Here is a 15,406-nt window from a genome sequence, read left to right as displayed (position 1 = left end):
CCAGGTCACGCGGTCAACCGTGAACGGAGAATGGTTCAACCAATTTCCGCTACGGTCCGCGAGATGCGCTTGAATTCGACGCCCGGCCGCATCGCGGTGATCGCGTGCGCGCTGTTCCTGCTCGGCTCCACCGCCACGGCCAACGCCTCGCACGGCAGGGAGTGCGACACCCCGTCCATCGACCGGCTGCAACAGTGGCTCGCCAGCGGCGAAGGCGCCACCGAGCCCGCGACCGGCAGCATCCTCGTGCCCAGGAACAGGCACGACTACTCGGCGAAGATCAAGTTCCTGGCGCACGACTGGCACGTCATGGTCGTGTGGCTGGGCAACAGGTTCGAGGCCCAGGCCGACCTCACCGAGTCGCGCGGCTTCTGGATGACCTACCGCGCCACGGCCGACCTCCACGTCCAGCTGCGTCCCGCCTCGCACTGGAGCGGCGGCGACAAGTGGGTCACCAGGATCCCGTCGACCGGCGGCAGGCTGGTGAAGAGGTTCTTCAGCTTCGCCGAGCGGTACTGGACGACCCTGCCGGAACTCGGCAAGCCCGCCTACCCGCTCGCTGAGGCGCTCGACGACGCCCGCGGTCTGGTGTTCGTCGGCAAGACGCCGAACGACCTCGAGTTCCAGGGCCTGAGGATCGACGGTTACCGGCCACCCTGCGTGTATTAGCTACGTGGAGAACGGTGAGGCCGCGCCCTCGGCACGGGTGCGGCCACGCCGGCGTGCCGTCGCGGACAGCGGCAGCGCGACGTCCTCCAGCGACTTGTTCTCCGCGTCCACCGCGAGGAACCGCGCGACCAGCCCGCCGGAGATCATCACCAGCGCGCCGACCAGGTACCCGACGAACAGCCGCACGGGGTGTTCGCCGGTGCCGATCAACGCGCCGTAGATCACCGGCCCGAGCGCGCCGAAGCACTGGGCGATCGCGAAGAACACGCCGATCGCCTTGGCCCGCACCTCCAGCGGGAAGATCTCGCTCACCGTCAGGTACGCGGCACTGGCGCCGGCGGAGGCGAAGAAGAAGATCACGCACCACGCGACGGTCTGCGTGATCGCGTTCAGCATCCCGGTGTAGAACAGCACGGCCGTGACGCCGAGCAACGCGCCGGAGATCACGTAGGTGCCGAACAACATTGCGCGGCGGCCGATCGTGTCGAACAGGTGCCCGATCGTGAACGGCCCGACCAGGTTGCCCACCGCGAACGCGATCAGGTAGAGCGGAGTGGTCTCGGAGGAGACGCCGTAGAACTTGCCGAGCACCAGCGTGTAGGTGAAGAAGATCGCGTTGTAGAGGAACGACTGCGTGATCATCAGCGTGGCTCCGAGCACCGCGCGCGACGGGTACTCGCGGAACAGCACGCGGGCCAGCGCCAGGTAGCCGATCTCCTCGGCCGGCTTGACCTCGATCGCCTTCTTCTCGTCGACCGGCGGCAGCGTCCTGCCGGTGTCCTCGACCTCGCGTTCGATCTGGGTGATCGACCGCTCGGCGGCCTCGGTGCGGCCGTGCATGATCTGCCAGCGCGGGCTCTCCGGCAGATGCCTGCGCACCACGAGGATCACCAGGCCCAGCACCGGGCCGATGAGGAACCCGAGCCGCCAGCCGAGCGAGAGGTCGACCTGGTTCAACAGGATGAACGAGCCGAGCGTGCCGAGCACAGCGCCCGCCCAGTACGTGCCGTTGACGGCGATGTCGACGCGGCCCCGGTACCGCGCCGGGATGAGCTCGTCGATCGCGGAGTTGATCGCCGCGTACTCGCCGCCGATGCCCATGCCCGCGATGAACCGGGTGAGGTACAGGAAGACCAGCCAGCCCGCGCCGTTGCCCAGGGTGAACGCGGTGAGGCCGGAGCCGGCCAGGTAGACCGCCAGGGTCAGCATGAACAGGTTGCGGCGGCCCAGTTTGTCGGACAGATGGCCGAAGAACAGCGCGCCGACGACCTCGCCGATCAGGTACACGGTGGCGAGCAGGCCGACCGCGGTCGACGACAGGTGCAGGGTTTCCGGTTTGGTCAGCGTGTCCGCGATCGCGCTCGCGACGGTGATCTCCAGGCCGTCCAGGATCCACGCCACACCCAGTGCCACGACCATGCGGGTGTGGAAGGGCGACCACGGAAGCCTGTCGATTCTGGCGGGAATCAGCGTCCGCACCCCAGTTTCCATTTCATCCCCTCGCCGCGATGAGCGCCTGCGGTGCGCTCTGCTTCATCCTCGTTTTCAGCCATGCGAGCTGCCGTGCGGTGTCCTTCTCGCACGAGCTCACGACGTTCAGGAGTTCCTCGTCGCGCAACCCCTGTGCGGCCTGGCCCACGACGGTCCAGGTGATGTCGGTGAACGACGCCAGCGCGTAGAGGTCCTGCAGGTCGCGCAGCAGTCCGACGGCGCCGCCGCGGGTCTGCTCGAACTCGGCCGCGTGCAGGCGTTCCGGTTCGGACTCGCGGTGCTCGCCGTAGCGGTCGACGATCGGTCCGAGCTTCTCCACCTGGCCGTCGAGCCGGTTCGCGAGCACCTCACAGGTGCTCCGGACGTCCGGCTCCTCGCCGTGGCCCTTCGCCACCTCGCGGAACGCGCCGGCCAGCGTCCGCAGCGACGTGTGCAGCAGTCCCAGGTAGGTCGCCAGGTGCATCAGGTCCTCCTGATCCGCACGGCGCTGATCTTGTACAGCGGCTGCTTCGACACCGGGTCCCACTCGGTGCGCGTCAGCTCGTTCGCCGCACGCTGGTGCCCGTCGGGCTCGACGTCCCAGTAGCCGTAGTGGAACGGCAGGAACACCACGCCGCCCCGGCACCGTCCAATCCGGACCGGAACCTCGACGCTGCCGCGTTCCGACTCGACCAGCACGACGTCCCCGTCGCTGAAGCCGAGCTCTGCCGCGTCCTCGGGAGACATCTCGACCCACGGCTCCGGCGCCGCCCGGCGCAGTTCCGGCGAGCGGCCGGTCTTCGTGCGGGTGTGGAAGTGGTACACCGAACGTCCGGTCGTGCACAGGAACGGGTACTCGGCGTTCGCCTGCTCGTGGGGCGGCAGGTACTCGGCCGCCTTGAGGAACGCCCGCCCGTCCGGCCGCTGCGCCTTGTACTCGGTCGGCGTCACCGTCGCGCCGGTGAGCAAGTCGTGGCCGTAGTCCTCGCAGTAGTCGGCGGCCGTGGGGAAGTGGCCGTCGGCGTAGAGCCGCTCAGGACCCCAGGCGATTCCGCTGCCACCGCGCAACTTCTCGTAGGTCAGCTCGGTGTAGTCGCACGGACGGCCGCGGCTGCACTCCCGCCAGGCGTCGAACGCGCCCTCGGCGTCCTTCCACTTGATCAACGGGTCGCCGTCGCGGTCGCGGAAACCCATGCGGGAGGCGTAGTCCAGGAAGATGTCCAGGTCGCTGCGTGCCTCGCCGGGCGGCTCCACGGCCTGCTCGGACAGGTGCACGACGCGCGAGAGGTTCGTGAACGTGCCCTGCTTCTCGCCCCACAGCGCGGCGGGCAGCACCACGTCGGCGAGCTCGGTCGTCTCGGTGGGGAACCCGTCCTGCACCACCACGAACAGGTCCTCCTTGCGCAGGATGTCCCGGATGCGTGCGAGTTCCGGCAGCGAGACGGCGGGGTTGGTCGCGGAGATCCACAGGAACCTGATGGAGCCCTGCTCGGCGTACCGCCAGATCTGCATCGCGTGCGTCGGCGGCGCCCAGTGCGGGATCGTCAGCGGGTCGACGTTCCACAGCCGCGCGAGCTCCCGGACGTGCTCCTCGTTGTCCCAGTTGCGGAAACCGGGCAGGTCGCCGTCAGCGCCGGTCTCGCGGGTGTTCTGCGCCGTGGGCTGGCCGTTCATCTGCAGCACGCCCCCGCCCGGCTTGCCGATCATGCCGCGGATCAGGTGCAGGTTGTTGACCTGGCACGACGCGGCGGTCGCCTGGTGCGACTGGTAGAAGCCCTGCAGCACGGTCGAGAGCACCCGCCGCGAGGTGCCGAAGATCTCGGCGGCGTGCAGCAGGTCGACGGGGGAGATGCGGCAGATCTCGGCCACGTGCTCGGGCGTGTAGGGCTCGACGGTGGACTTCAGCTCCTCGAACCCGAGGGTGTGCCGGGCGATGTAGTCGTGGTCGATCCAGCCGTGCTCGATCACCGCGCGCAGCAGGCCGTTCAGCAACGCCTGGTTCGTGCCGGGCAACGGCGCCAGGTGCACGTCGGCGGACTCGGCGACCGGCGTCCGGCGCGGATCCACGACGACGACCCGAGGGCGCTCCGGTCCGGCGAGACGGTCGAGCACACGCGCCCACATCACGGTCTGCGTCGCGGCCATGTTGTGCCCGAACAGGAAGAGCGCGTCGCACAGGTCGATGTCGGCGTGGCAGGCGGGCTGGCCGTCAGAGCCGAACGACTCCTTCAACGCCGCTGCCGCCGTTGCCGTGCACAGCCTGGTGTTGCCGTCCATGTGGGGTGTGCCGATGCCCGTTTTGCCGATGACGCCGAGGGTGTAGTACTCCTCCAGGAACAGCTGCCCGCTCGTGTAGAAGCCGTGCGACGACGGGCCGGACTCGGCCAGCAGCTCCTGCGACCGGTGCACCACCTCGTTCATGGCGGTGTCCCAGTCGGTTTCGACCAGCACGCCGTGGCGGCGGATCAACGGCTTGGTGAGGCGGTCCGTGCGATGTGCCTGCCACGAGCCGAAAAGCCCCTTCGGGCCGAGCCTGCCGTGGTTGACGATGTCTGCCGCACGTCCGCGAACACCCACCATGCGGCCGTCCTTGACCGCGATGTCGCAGCCGCACCCGTTGCTGCACAACACGCACGCCGACTGGACCCAACGGTCCACATCGGACTCACCGATCCCGTCCGCGAGCTGCTGGTCGACCCGGACCGGCCAGTCGGTCTCTCGTCCGTGCGGAGTGCGTGGTCCCCATACATCGGCGATGCGATCCACGAACGAGCAATACCCGGCGTTCCTGGAATGAAACTCAGTCGGTCAGCACCCTGCCGTAGCGTTGCAGAACGCGTTGCCGCAAATCGGCGTTCGTCCTGGGTACCGGCTGGATGAACACCTCGTCGACGTCGTGGAAGAGCTCGCGCAGTTCGTTGTCGATGCGAATGCAGGCCTGTTCCACGTCACCGGCGGAATAGTTGTCGATGAAGTCGACTCGTGCACATACGAGTACTTTGTCCGTTCCGGTGAGCATTGTCTGGACGTCGACCAGATCGTCGACCTCCGGCTGCCGTTCGACGTGCTCCCAGACGGCCCGCACGAGTCGCGGATCAGCCTGGCGGCCGATCAGCAGACCCTTGCAGACCCGGCCGAGCAGCACCGCCACCACGGCCAGCAGCACACCGATCAGGATCGACGCGATCCCGTCCCACACCGCCGACCCGGTCAGCTGGTGCAGTCCGACACCGGCCGCCGCGAGCACGATGCCGATCACCGCCGCGAGGTCCTCGGTGAACACGGCCCGCGGCGCCGGATCGTCGGTGCCGCGCAGGTGCGCGGCCATCGAGTGCTCGTGTTCCTCGGCTTCGTCGCGGACCTGCCGCGTCGCCTGCACCAGCGAGGTGCCTTCCATGACGAACGCGATGGCGAGCACGACGTAGTTCACCCACACGTAGGCGCTCTGCTCGTGCGGCGAAATGATCGTGTGCACGCCTTCGTAGAGCGAGAACACCGCGCCGGAGACGAGAATCCCGAACGCGGCCAGCAACGACCAGAAATACCGCTCCTTGCCGTACCCGAACGGGTGGCGCTGGTCGGCGGGCCGTTCCGATCTCCTGACCGCCGTCAGCAACAGGATCTGGGTCGACGTGTCACCGGCGGAGTGCGCGGCCTCCGAGAGCAGCGCACCGGAGCCGGACAGCAGCCCGGCGACGAGTTTCAGCATCGCGACACCGGCGTTCGCCAGCAGGGCGAGCAGGACGGTGAACCTGCTGCGGTCGGATCCGGCCATGTGCCCCCGGCTACCCGTCGACGGCCACGGCGACACGTGTTTGCGCCGCCGATCTGGGGGAACCAGCCGACAAACGGGAGGAGAAGCGAAGTGAAGGCTGTCGTGTGGCACGGCGTGGGCGACATCAGGCTGGACGAGGTGGCCGATCCGCGCGTCGAGGAGCCGACCGACGCGATCATCAGGATCACCCGCAGCGCGATCTGCGGCACCGACCTGCACATGGTGCGCGGCACCATGCCGGACATGGTCGAGGGCACGGTTCTCGGGCACGAGGCCGTCGGCGTCGTCGAGGAGGTCGGCAGCGCCGTGCGCGGGTTCACGCCGGGCGACCGCGTGGTGGTGACGTCGACGATCGGCTGCGGTACGTGCTCCTACTGCCGTGCCGGGTACTTCGCCCAGTGCGACACCGCGAACCCGAACGGACCCTCCGCCGGCACGTGCTTCTTCGGCGGGCCCAAGGCGACGGGGCCGGTCAACGGCCTGCAGGCCGAGCGCGCCCGGATCCCGCACGCGATGACGACGCTGGTGCGGGTGCCGGACGGGGTGACCGACGACCAGGCGATCCTGCTGTCCGACATCTTCCCGACGGCGTGGTTCGGCGCACGCCTCGCCGAGGTCGGCTCCGGTGACACCGTGCTCGTGCTGGGCGCGGGCGTGGTCGGGCAGTTCGCGATCGCGTCGGCGAAGCGGCAGGGCGCCGGACGGGTGATCGTCGTCGACGGGATCGCGTCGCGGCTGGACCTGGCGCGCGGCCAGAACGCCGAGACCGTGAACTTCAACGAGGAGGATCCCGTCGAGGTCGTGCGGGACCTGACCGGCGGGATCGGACCGGATCGCGTGATCGAGGCGGTCGGGGTCGACGCGGAGGAGCCGGGGCGGCGCACGGACGAGCAGTGGAAGCCGGGTGACGCGCCGCGACTGGCGCTGGACTGGGCGGTCGAGCTGGTCGCCAAGGCCGGTTCCATCGGGATCATCGGCGTCTACCCGCCGGGGTTCGACGACTTCCCGATCGGCCAGGCGATGAACAAGAACCTCACGATGCGGATGGGCAACTGCAACCACCGCCGGTACCTGCCGCGCCTGCTGACGATGGTGCAGACCGGATCGGTGGACCCGACCGCGTTCATCACCAGGCACGAGAAGCCCACCTCCGCGATCGACGCCTACCGGTCCTTCGACCTGCGCGAGGACGGCTGGCTGAAGACGGTGCTCGATGTCGCCTGAGCGGGTCGTCGTCACGGGCGGTGCAGGTTTTCTCGGCTCGCACGTCTGCGAGGCGCTGCTGGCGGAGGGCGCGGAGGTCGTGTGCGTCGACGACTTCCGCACCGGATCGCGGGAGAACGTGCCGGACGGTGTGGGAGTCGTCGCCGCCGACGTGTCCCGCCCGCTGGACCTGCTCGGCCCCGTCGACCTCGTCCTGCACCTCGCGTGTCCCGCGTCGCCTGCCGACTACCTGCGGATGCCGTTGGACACGTTGCGCGCCGGTGGTTTCGGCACGTACCACGCGCTGGAGCTGGCCCGCCGCAAGGGTGCTCGCGTGGTCGTCGCGTCCACCAGCGAGGTGTACGGGGACCCGGAGGAGCATCCGCAGCGGGAGTCCTACTGGGGGCACGTGAACCCGATCGGGCCGCGCAGCGTCTACGACGAGGCCAAGCGGTTCGGTGAGGCGATGACGGTGGCGTTCCGGGCCGAACACGGTGTCGACGCCGGGATCGTGCGGATCTTCAACACCTACGGGCCCAGGATGAGGGCGAACGACGGCAGGATGATCCCGACGTTCCTGAGACAGGCCCTCGCCGGTGAGCCGCTCACGGTGCACGGCGACGGGCTGCAGACCCGGTCGCTGTGCTATGTGGACGATCTCGTGCGCGGGCTGCTCGCGATGGCGCGCAGCGATCATCCCGGCCCGATCAACCTCGGCAACCCCGCCGAGGTCACGGTGCTGGACGTCGCCCGCAAGACGATCGAGGTCACCGGAAGTTCGTCGGTGGTGCGGCACGTCGAGTCGATGACCGACGACCCGCGGCGACGCCGGCCGGACATCACTCTCGCGCAGGAGGTTCTGCACTGGCGGCCGACCGTTCCGCTGGAGGAAGGACTTCGCTCGTTTGCCCGGGAGTTCGCCGGGTAGCCGCAGTTCATGCGAGTTCTCGGGATCAACGCGGTGTTCCACGACCCCGCTGCGGCGGTGGTGGTCGACGGCAAGATCGTCGCGGCGGCGGAGGAGGAACGGTTCTCCCGCCGCAAGCACGGCAAACGCCCCGTGCCGTTCTCGGCGTGGGAACAGCCGGAGCTGTCCGCGCGCTGGTGCCTGGAGCAGGCCGGGCTGAGCGCGTCCGACCTCGACGCGGTGGCGTATTCCTACGATCCGTCCCTGGTGGACGCGGAGTACGCGCCGTGGGAGGACCTGCGGACGACGTACGCCCGCAAGGCGCCGCAGTTCCTGGCGACGTCGTTGCCGGGTCTGGATCCCGAGATCGTGCGGTTCGTGCCGCACCACGTCGCGCACGCCGCGTCCACCGGGCTTGCCGCGCCGTTCGGCGGGAACTGCGCGGTGCTCGTCTCGGACGGACGCGGCGAGTGCGGCTCCCACCTCGCCGGGCGGTACGTCGACCAGGAGCTGACGACCTTCGCGTCGCAACGGCTGCCGCACTCGCTCGGGCTGATGTACGAGGAACTGACCGAGCACCTGGGCTTCCTGCGATCCAGCGACGAGTACAAGGTCATGGCGCTGGCGTCGCACGCGAAGCCGGTGCACCTCGACCTGATGCGGGAACATGTGCTGGTGCACGACGGCGGCTTCGAGATCCGGCCGCTGGACTGGAACTCCCTGGCGAAGCAGCGCAAGAAGGACGACGAGCTGACGCAGGAGCACGCCGAACTGGCCGCGAGCGTGCAGGTGCGGCTGGAGGAAGTGCTGCTGGAGCTGGTGCGGTGGCTGCACGACCGCACAGGGGAACAGCGGCTGACGATGGCCGGCGGCGTGGCGCTGAACTGCGTCGCCAACACGCGGATCTTCGCGGAGGGACCGTTCGACGAGGTGTGGGTCCAGCCCGCCGCCGGTGACGCCGGAACGGCTCTCGGCGCGGCGCTGGCCATCTCCTCCGACCGGGTCGAGGCGATGCCGGGCGCCGATCTCGGCCGGGGATTCTCCGACGAGGAGATCGAATCGGTGCTGCGGACCGCCGCCGTGCCGTTCGAGAAGCCGGCGGACGTCGCGGTGGAGGTGGCCGAGGCGCTCGCCGCGAACAGGATCGTGGCGTGGTTCCAGGGCCGCAGCGAGTACGGCCCGCGGGCGCTGGGGCGCCGCTCGTTGTTCGCGAACCCGTGCTTCGCCGAGAACCTGACCCGGCTGAACGACGTGAAGGGCCGCGAACAGTTCCGCCCGGTGGCCCCGATGGTGCTGGCCGAGAGGGCCGCGGCCATCTTCTCGCGCGGCCCGATTCCCAGCCCCTACATGCTCTTCGTGCACGACGTCCGTCCGGAGTGGACTGAGCGGATCCCGGCGGTCGTGCACGTCGACGGCACCGCGCGGGCCCAGACGGTGGCCGGCGACCCGCTGCTCGAACGCATGCTGCGCGAGTTCGAGGCGCGGACCGGTGTCCCCGTCGTCGTGAACACGAGCCTGAACACCGCGGGCCGTCCGATGGTCGACAGCCCGCGCGACGCGCTGGAGTGCTTCGGCTCGTCCCCGATCGACCTGCTCGCCATCGGCCCGTACGTGGTGCGCCGATGAGCTATTCCGTCGTGATCCCGACCGTCGGCCGCCCGAACCTGGACGTCCTGCTGGACGCGCTGGTTTCCGGCGACGGACCGGAACCGTGCGAGATCATCGTGGTGGACGACCGCGAGACCGGCCTCGGCCCCGCCGCCGCCCGCAACACCGGCTGGCGCGAGGCACGCGGCGACTGGGTGGCGTTCCTCGACGACGACGTGGTGATCCCGCCCGACTGGAAGGCCCGGCTGCACGCGGACCTGGCCGATCTGCCCGACGACGTGGGCGCGAGCCAGGCCAGGATCGTCGTGCCGCTGCCGGCTGATCGCCGCCCGACCGACGCCGAACGCGGCACGGCAGGTCTCGCCACGGCCCGCTGGATCACCGCCGACATGGCGTACCGCAGGGAGGCGCTGGCGCGGGCGGGCGGCTTCGACGAGCGGTTCCGGCGGGCTTACCGCGAGGACGCCGAGCTGGCGTTGCGCGTGCAGGAACTCGGTTACCGGATCGTGCGCGGCGCACGGGTCACGACACACCCGGTGAAGCCCGCGACGTTCATGACGAGTGTGGACCAGCAGCGCGGGAACGCCGACGACGCGTTGATGCGGCGGCTGGTCGGATCGCGCTGGCGCTCGCGGATCGGCGGTCAGCGAGGACGGCTCCGGACTCACGTGGTGACCACGGCGGCGGGCCTCTGCGCTGTCCTTTGTGGACTCCTGGGGTGGCGGCGCGCGGCCGTGGGGCTCAGCGCGGCGTGGGCCGCGCTGACCGGGTGGTTCGCGGCCGAGCGGATCGCGCCAGGGCCGCGGACACCGGACGAGGTGGTGCGGATGGTGGTGACCAGTGCCCTGATCCCGCCCGCCGCCTGTGTGCACCGGCTGAGGGGCGAGCTGCGGTATCGGCGGGTGCGGTCATGAGAATTCTCGTGCTCAGGGCCCTCGGCCTGGGTGATCTGCTGACCGCCGTGCCCGCGCTGCGCGGGTTGCGGGCGGCGTTCCCGCGCGCGGAGATCACGCTGGCGGCGCCGGAGTGGTTGCGCGACGCGGTGGACCGGATCGAGGCGGTGGACCGGCTGCTGCCGACGCAGGAGCTGGCGCCGATCGCGTTCGAGCGGCCGGACCTCGCGGTGAACCTGCACGGCAGGGGACCGCAGAGCGTCGAGAGGCTGCTCGCGACGAGGCCGCGCGAGCTGATCACCTACGAGGGCTGGGACTGGCCGGTCGGCAGGCACGAGGTGCTGCGGTGGTGCGATCTGCTGCAGCGCAACGGGATCCGGTGCGATCCGGACGACTTCCGGCTGCAGCCCGTCGGCGACCGGACCGGTCCGGTCGTGATCCATCCCGGTGCGAGCACCGGAGCCAGGCGCTGGCCGGTGGAGAGGTACGCGGCCGTCGCGCGGGCACTGGAGTCCGAGGTGGTCGTCACCGCCGGGCCGGGGGAGCGGGACCTGGCCCGCTGGGTCGGCCCCGAGCCGTTCTCCGGCACTCTCGCCGAGCTCATGGACCTGGTCGGCACCGCCCGCCTGGTGATCTGCGGCGACACCGGCGTGGCTCACGTCGCCACCGCCTACGGCACACCGTCGGTGTTGCTGTTCGGCCCGGTCCCGCCCCGTCTCTGGGGCCCGCGCCGCGGCCCGCACCAGGTGCTGTGGCACGGCGAGACCGGCGACACGTTCGCCGACGAACCCGATCCGGGGCTGCTCCGGATCACAGTGGACGAAGTTCTCGACGCGGTAGGAGGTGTCCTGTGCGAGCAAAGCGAATCGGCGTCGTCGGCGCGGGCTACGTCGGCCTGACGACGGCCGCGTGCTTCGCGCACCTCGGCCATCGCGTGATCTGCGCCGACGCGGACGCGGCCAAGATCGAGGCCCTGAAGGCGGGCGAGATCGGCCTGCACGAGCCGGGGCTGGGCGAACTGGTCGCGCGCAACCGCGAGCGGCTCGAGTTCGTCACCGACAACGCCTCCGCGTTGTCCGATGTGGACTTCGCCTTCGTCTGCGTGCCGACGCCGACCGGGCCCGACGGCGCGGCCGACCTGTCGGCGGTCGAGCAGGTGCTGAGCGAGGTGCCGGCCGGGACCCGCGTGGTGCTGAAGTCGACGGTGCCGGTCGGCACGGCGGCAAAGCACCCCGGTGTCGTGTCGAACCCGGAGTTCCTCAGGGAAGGCCACGCCGTCGAGGACTTCCTGCGGCCCCAGCGGATCGTGATCGGAGCGCAGGACGAACGACAGGCCCACGAGGTGGCCGAGCTCTACGCGCCGACGAAGGCACCGGCGGTGTTGACCGACAACACGAGCGCAGAGCTGGTCAAGTACGCGAGCAACTGCTTTCTGGCGCTGAAGTTGTCCTACGTCAACACGCTGGCGGAGCTGTGCGAGCACCTGGACGCCGACATCGACGGCGTCACCGAGGGCATGCGGCTGGACGACCGGATCGGCGCGTCGTGCCTGCAGCCCGGCCCTGGATGGGGCGGATCCTGTCTGCCCAAGGACACTCTCGCACTGCTCGCCACGGCGAAGGCCGCCGGCGTCGACTTCGCCACCCTCGAAGCCGCGGTGAGCGCCAACCGCCATCAGCCCCAGCGTGTCGTCGACCGGATCCGCGAGGAGCTCGGGACGCTGCACGGCGCGAAGATCGGGCTGCTCGGCCTCACGTTCAAGGCGGGCACGAACGACCTGCGCGACTCACCGGCGCTCGTCGTAGCCCGGCTGCTGGCGCAGGAAGGCGCCGAGCTCACGGCTTACGACCCGTGCGTCGGCGAGGACCGGCCGAACATCAGCACCAGGAGCACCGCGGAGGAGGCGGCGGCGGGCACCGACATGCTGGTGGTGCTGACCGAGTGGCCGGAGTTCGCCGAACTGGACTGGCCGGAGCTGGCCGGGCGGATGGCCGGCCCGCGCATCTTCGACACCAGGAACGTGCTGCCGGAGGAGAAGGTGCGCGAGGCCGGGTTCCACCTGATCAGGACAGGCCGTTAGGCAGACCGAGGTGGACCACCTTGGTCGTGGTCATCTCGTCCAGCAGCTCGGGGCCGTAACCGAATCCGGTGCCGGACGCGCCGCGCGGCTGGGCCGCGCCACCGGGGGCACCGCCGAACACGGCGTTGACCTTCACCGTGCCGACCGGAAGCGACCGCCACGCCCGCTGGGCGTGCTCCATCGAGCTGGTCAGCACGGTCGCGGCCAGGCCGTACTCACCGGAGCACGCCTCGGCCAGGCCCTCGTCGAACGACGACACCAGCTGCACGGGCGCGACCGGGCCGAACGTCTCCTCGCACATCACCCGCATGGCCGACGAGCAGTTCGCCAGCACCGTCGCCGGGTAGTAGGCGCCACGGCCCTCCGGAACCGAGCCGCCGACCAGCGCCGTGGCCCCCGACCCCACGGCGTCGGCGACCTGCGAGTGCACGAACGACCGGTGCCGGATGTCGACCAGCGGCTGCGGATTCTCGTTCCACGACCGCGCCTGGGCGCACAGCGCCTCCAGGAACGGCTTGGCGATCGCCTTGTGCAGGTAGATCCGTTCGACGGAGGTGCACAGCTGGCCCGCGTTGGTGAAGGCGCCCAGCGCCGCCTGCGCCGCCGCCCACACCGGGTCGACGTCGTCGTCGACGAGCAACGGGTCGTTGCCTCCGTTCTCCAGCAACAACTTCGCGGAGGAAGCCTGCGCGATCGCGCGGCCGGTGGCGGTGCTGCCGACATGTGCGACGACGTCGACTTCGGAGGAACTCACCAGTGCGGAGCCCACCTGTCCGTCGCCCACCAGCGTCTGCAGCACACCGGCGGGGAAACAGGGCCGAAGAACGGTGGCGAGCAGCAGTCCGGTGTGCGGGCAGCGTTCGCTCGGCTTGTGCACCACGACGTTGCCGGTCACCAACGCCGCACCCAGCAGCCCGCAGGCCACCGCGATCGGGTCGTTCCAGGGCGTCAGCGCCACGACCACGCCGCGCGGTTCGGGAACCATGAAGTCGACGGCGGAGCCGAGCAACGACCGTCCACGATGGACTGGACCGAGCTCGGCGTACTGCTCCAGCGTCCCCGCACCCGCCAGCACGCCCTCACGCGCCGACGCGAACGGCCGCCCGGTCTCGGTCTCGATCACCGTCGCCAGGTCGCTCGCCCGTTCCCGCAGCGCCGCGGCGGCCGCCTTGACCGCCGCGCCCCGTTCCGCGGCGGGTGTCGCCGCCCAGTCCGGCCAGGCGGCGCGGGCGGCCGCGAGCGCGGCGGTCACGTCGTCCTCCCTGGCGGCGGGAAGCCAACCGACCAGTTGGTCGTCGAGGGGGCTGTGGACATCGATGGCGTGCATGGCGGTCATGGCTCGCGGGTACCCGTTGGCGCAGGTCGAAACCTTGGAGGAGCCATGCCCGGACGCGAGGAACTGCCCAGCACGGTGGCACGTTCGTCGAAGAAGGCACAGCGGACGTGGATCAAGGCGCACGACTCCGCCGTCGAGACGTACGGCGAAGGCGAACGGGCGCACCGCACCGCCTTCTCGGCACTCAAGCACAGCTTCGAGAAGGTCGGCGACCACTGGGAGGCCAAGGCCGAGAAGGGGCCGTCCGACCGGCAGGCCGAGCGCAGCACACCGGCCCAGGGCGAGACGGCCGGCGGTGTGGACGCCAACGCGAGCAAGCAGCACCTCTACGACATCGCGAAGCGCCTGAAGATCGAGGGCCGGTCGCAGATGACCAAGGACGAGCTCGTCGAGGCGATCGAGAAGGCGAACAACCGCGAGACCGCGCGAGCGCGATCGTGAAGGTCGTCGTCACGGGCGCGACCGGCAACGTCGGCACCGCCCTCCTGCGCAGGCTCGCCGAGGAGCCGGACGTCCGGGTGCACGGCATCTCCCGCCGGCCACCCGCGGACGCGCCGCCGTACCAGGGCGTCGACTGGACGCCGATCGACATCGGTCAGCCCGGCGCCGAAGAGCTGCTCGACATCGCGTTCGAGGGCGCCGACGCGGTGGTCCACCTCGCGTGGCTCATCCAGCCGTCCCACGACCAGCGCGAGCTCTACCGCACGAACGTCGCCGGATCGTCGCGCGTCTTCAACGCCGCGGCCAGGGCCGGCGTGCCGCACCTCGTGCACATGTCGTCCGTCGGCGCCTATTCACCGACCCGCAAGGACCACCGCGTCGACGAGTCGTGGCCGGTCGACGGCGTGTCGTCGTCGTTCTACAGCAGGCACAAGGCCGCCGTGGAGCACATGCTGAACCAGTACGAGACCAGCATGCTGATCTCCCGGCCGCGGCCCGGCCTGATCCTGCAGCCCGACGCGGGCACGGAGGTGCACGACTACTTCCTCGGCAGCCTGGTGCCGAAAGCGCTGTTCCGGCACCGGATCCCGGTCCTTCCGCTGCCGAACGACCTGGTGCTGCAGTTCGTCCACTCCGCTGACGTCGCCGACGCCGTCGCACTCATCCTGCGGCACCGTCTGCACGGTCCGGTCAACCTCGTGGCCGAGCCCGTCGTCACTCCCCGTGTTCTCGCTGAGCTGCTCGGGGGAAGGCACCTCCCGGTTCCGCCGTGGCTGTTGCGTCTACTCGCGAACGTCACCTGGCGATTGCGTCTGCAGCCGACTCCACCGGGATGGGTCGATCTGGCGCTGACGGCGCCGCTGCTGGACGCGGCCCGCGCCCGGACGGAACTCGGCTGGAAGCCCGCTTTCGACGCGCAGGAGACGCTTCAAGCACTTGTCCGGGGAATTGGGGAAGGTAAACACGTTCCGGCCAGCCCGGTGCTGTGAATCGCTTCGCGGAGTAGCGTTTCAAGCCGCTTCTG

Annotated in this window: 14 protein-coding genes; 9 read left to right on the top strand and 5 right to left on the bottom strand. The window is 70.1% G+C overall.

Features of this window, described 5'->3' with window-relative positions; genetic code table 11:
* Positions 1–96 precede the first annotated feature (96 nt).
* Complete coding sequence (locus IEZ09_RS03405; protein ID WP_370467629.1) at positions 97–669, top strand: hypothetical protein; 573 nt, start codon at positions 97–99, stop codon at positions 667–669.
* Here IEZ09_RS03405 and IEZ09_RS03400 read toward each other — a convergent pair whose 3' ends face one another.
* The 4 genes from IEZ09_RS03400 to IEZ09_RS03385 are packed head-to-tail and all read right to left on the bottom strand — an operon-like array spanning position 670 to position 5,914.
* A complete protein-coding gene (locus IEZ09_RS03400; RefSeq protein WP_189252003.1) occupies positions 670–2,160 on the bottom strand; it encodes an MFS transporter in 1,491 nt (496 codons plus the stop codon).
* Between the two features lies 1 nt (position 2,161).
* A complete protein-coding gene (locus tag IEZ09_RS03395) occupies positions 2,162–2,623 on the bottom strand; it encodes a hypothetical protein (RefSeq protein ID WP_189252002.1) in 462 nt (153 codons plus the stop codon).
* Positions 2,623–4,905, bottom strand: coding sequence for a molybdopterin oxidoreductase family protein (locus IEZ09_RS03390; protein WP_189252001.1), 2,283 nt, complete (start codon positions 4,903–4,905; stop codon positions 2,623–2,625). The genes IEZ09_RS03395 and IEZ09_RS03390 overlap by 1 nt, the downstream gene beginning before the upstream one ends.
* Positions 4,906–4,939: 34 nt before the next feature.
* The gene (locus IEZ09_RS03385; RefSeq protein WP_189252000.1) at positions 4,940–5,914 is read right to left on the bottom strand and encodes a cation diffusion facilitator family transporter; all 975 of its coding nucleotides are present in this window, start codon (positions 5,912–5,914) and stop codon (positions 4,940–4,942) included.
* A gap of 90 nt (positions 5,915–6,004) precedes the next feature.
* Between IEZ09_RS03385 and IEZ09_RS03380 the strand changes: the two genes are divergently transcribed.
* The 6 genes from IEZ09_RS03380 to IEZ09_RS03355 are packed head-to-tail and all read left to right on the top strand — an operon-like array spanning position 6,005 to position 12,605.
* The gene (locus IEZ09_RS03380; protein WP_189251999.1) at positions 6,005–7,138 is read left to right on the top strand and encodes a zinc-dependent alcohol dehydrogenase; all 1,134 of its coding nucleotides are present in this window, start codon (positions 6,005–6,007) and stop codon (positions 7,136–7,138) included.
* Positions 7,128–8,045: an NAD-dependent epimerase/dehydratase family protein gene (locus IEZ09_RS03375; RefSeq protein ID WP_189251998.1), complete on the top strand. Its 918-nt coding sequence runs from the start codon at positions 7,128–7,130 to the stop codon at positions 8,043–8,045. Before IEZ09_RS03380 ends, IEZ09_RS03375 begins: the two co-directional genes overlap by 11 nt.
* 9 nt (positions 8,046–8,054) lie before the next feature.
* A complete protein-coding gene (locus tag IEZ09_RS03370) occupies positions 8,055–9,650 on the top strand; it encodes a carbamoyltransferase family protein (RefSeq protein WP_189251997.1) in 1,596 nt (531 codons plus the stop codon).
* Complete coding sequence (locus IEZ09_RS03365; protein WP_189251996.1) at positions 9,647–10,546, top strand: glycosyltransferase; 900 nt, start codon at positions 9,647–9,649, stop codon at positions 10,544–10,546. The genes IEZ09_RS03370 and IEZ09_RS03365 overlap by 4 nt, the downstream gene beginning before the upstream one ends.
* Entirely contained in the window at positions 10,543–11,424 is an 882-nt protein-coding gene (locus IEZ09_RS03360) for a glycosyltransferase family 9 protein (protein ID WP_189251995.1), read from the top strand. Before IEZ09_RS03365 ends, IEZ09_RS03360 begins: the two co-directional genes overlap by 4 nt.
* On the top strand, positions 11,376–12,605 hold the full coding sequence (locus tag IEZ09_RS03355) for a UDP-glucose dehydrogenase family protein (RefSeq protein ID WP_189251994.1): 1,230 nt from the start codon (positions 11,376–11,378) through the stop codon (positions 12,603–12,605). The genes IEZ09_RS03360 and IEZ09_RS03355 overlap by 49 nt, the downstream gene beginning before the upstream one ends.
* On the opposite strand, the gene IEZ09_RS03350 is transcribed toward IEZ09_RS03355, so the two are convergent.
* On the bottom strand, positions 12,589–13,941 hold the full coding sequence (locus IEZ09_RS03350) for an aldehyde dehydrogenase family protein (protein WP_189251993.1): 1,353 nt from the start codon (positions 13,939–13,941) through the stop codon (positions 12,589–12,591). The two genes, IEZ09_RS03355 and IEZ09_RS03350, sit on opposite strands and share 17 nt — an antisense overlap.
* A 45-nt stretch (positions 13,942–13,986) precedes the next feature.
* On the opposite strand from IEZ09_RS03350, the gene IEZ09_RS03345 reads away from it, so the two are divergent.
* The gene (locus tag IEZ09_RS03345) at positions 13,987–14,382 is read left to right on the top strand and encodes a ChaB family protein (protein ID WP_189251992.1); all 396 of its coding nucleotides are present in this window, start codon (positions 13,987–13,989) and stop codon (positions 14,380–14,382) included.
* Positions 14,379–15,371 carry an NAD-dependent epimerase/dehydratase family protein gene (locus IEZ09_RS03340; protein ID WP_189251991.1) on the top strand — a complete coding sequence of 331 codons (993 nt, stop codon included), beginning with the start codon at positions 14,379–14,381 and terminating at the stop codon, positions 15,369–15,371. Before IEZ09_RS03345 ends, IEZ09_RS03340 begins: the two co-directional genes overlap by 4 nt.
* Positions 15,372–15,406: the final 35 nt, after the last annotated feature.

Source organism: Lentzea flava (assembly GCF_014648475.1).
Lineage (GTDB): Bacteria > Actinomycetota > Actinomycetes > Mycobacteriales > Pseudonocardiaceae > Lentzea > Lentzea flava.
The sequence above is the reverse complement of the archived record's forward strand: the minus strand, read 5'-3'. Positions and strand labels throughout refer to the sequence as shown.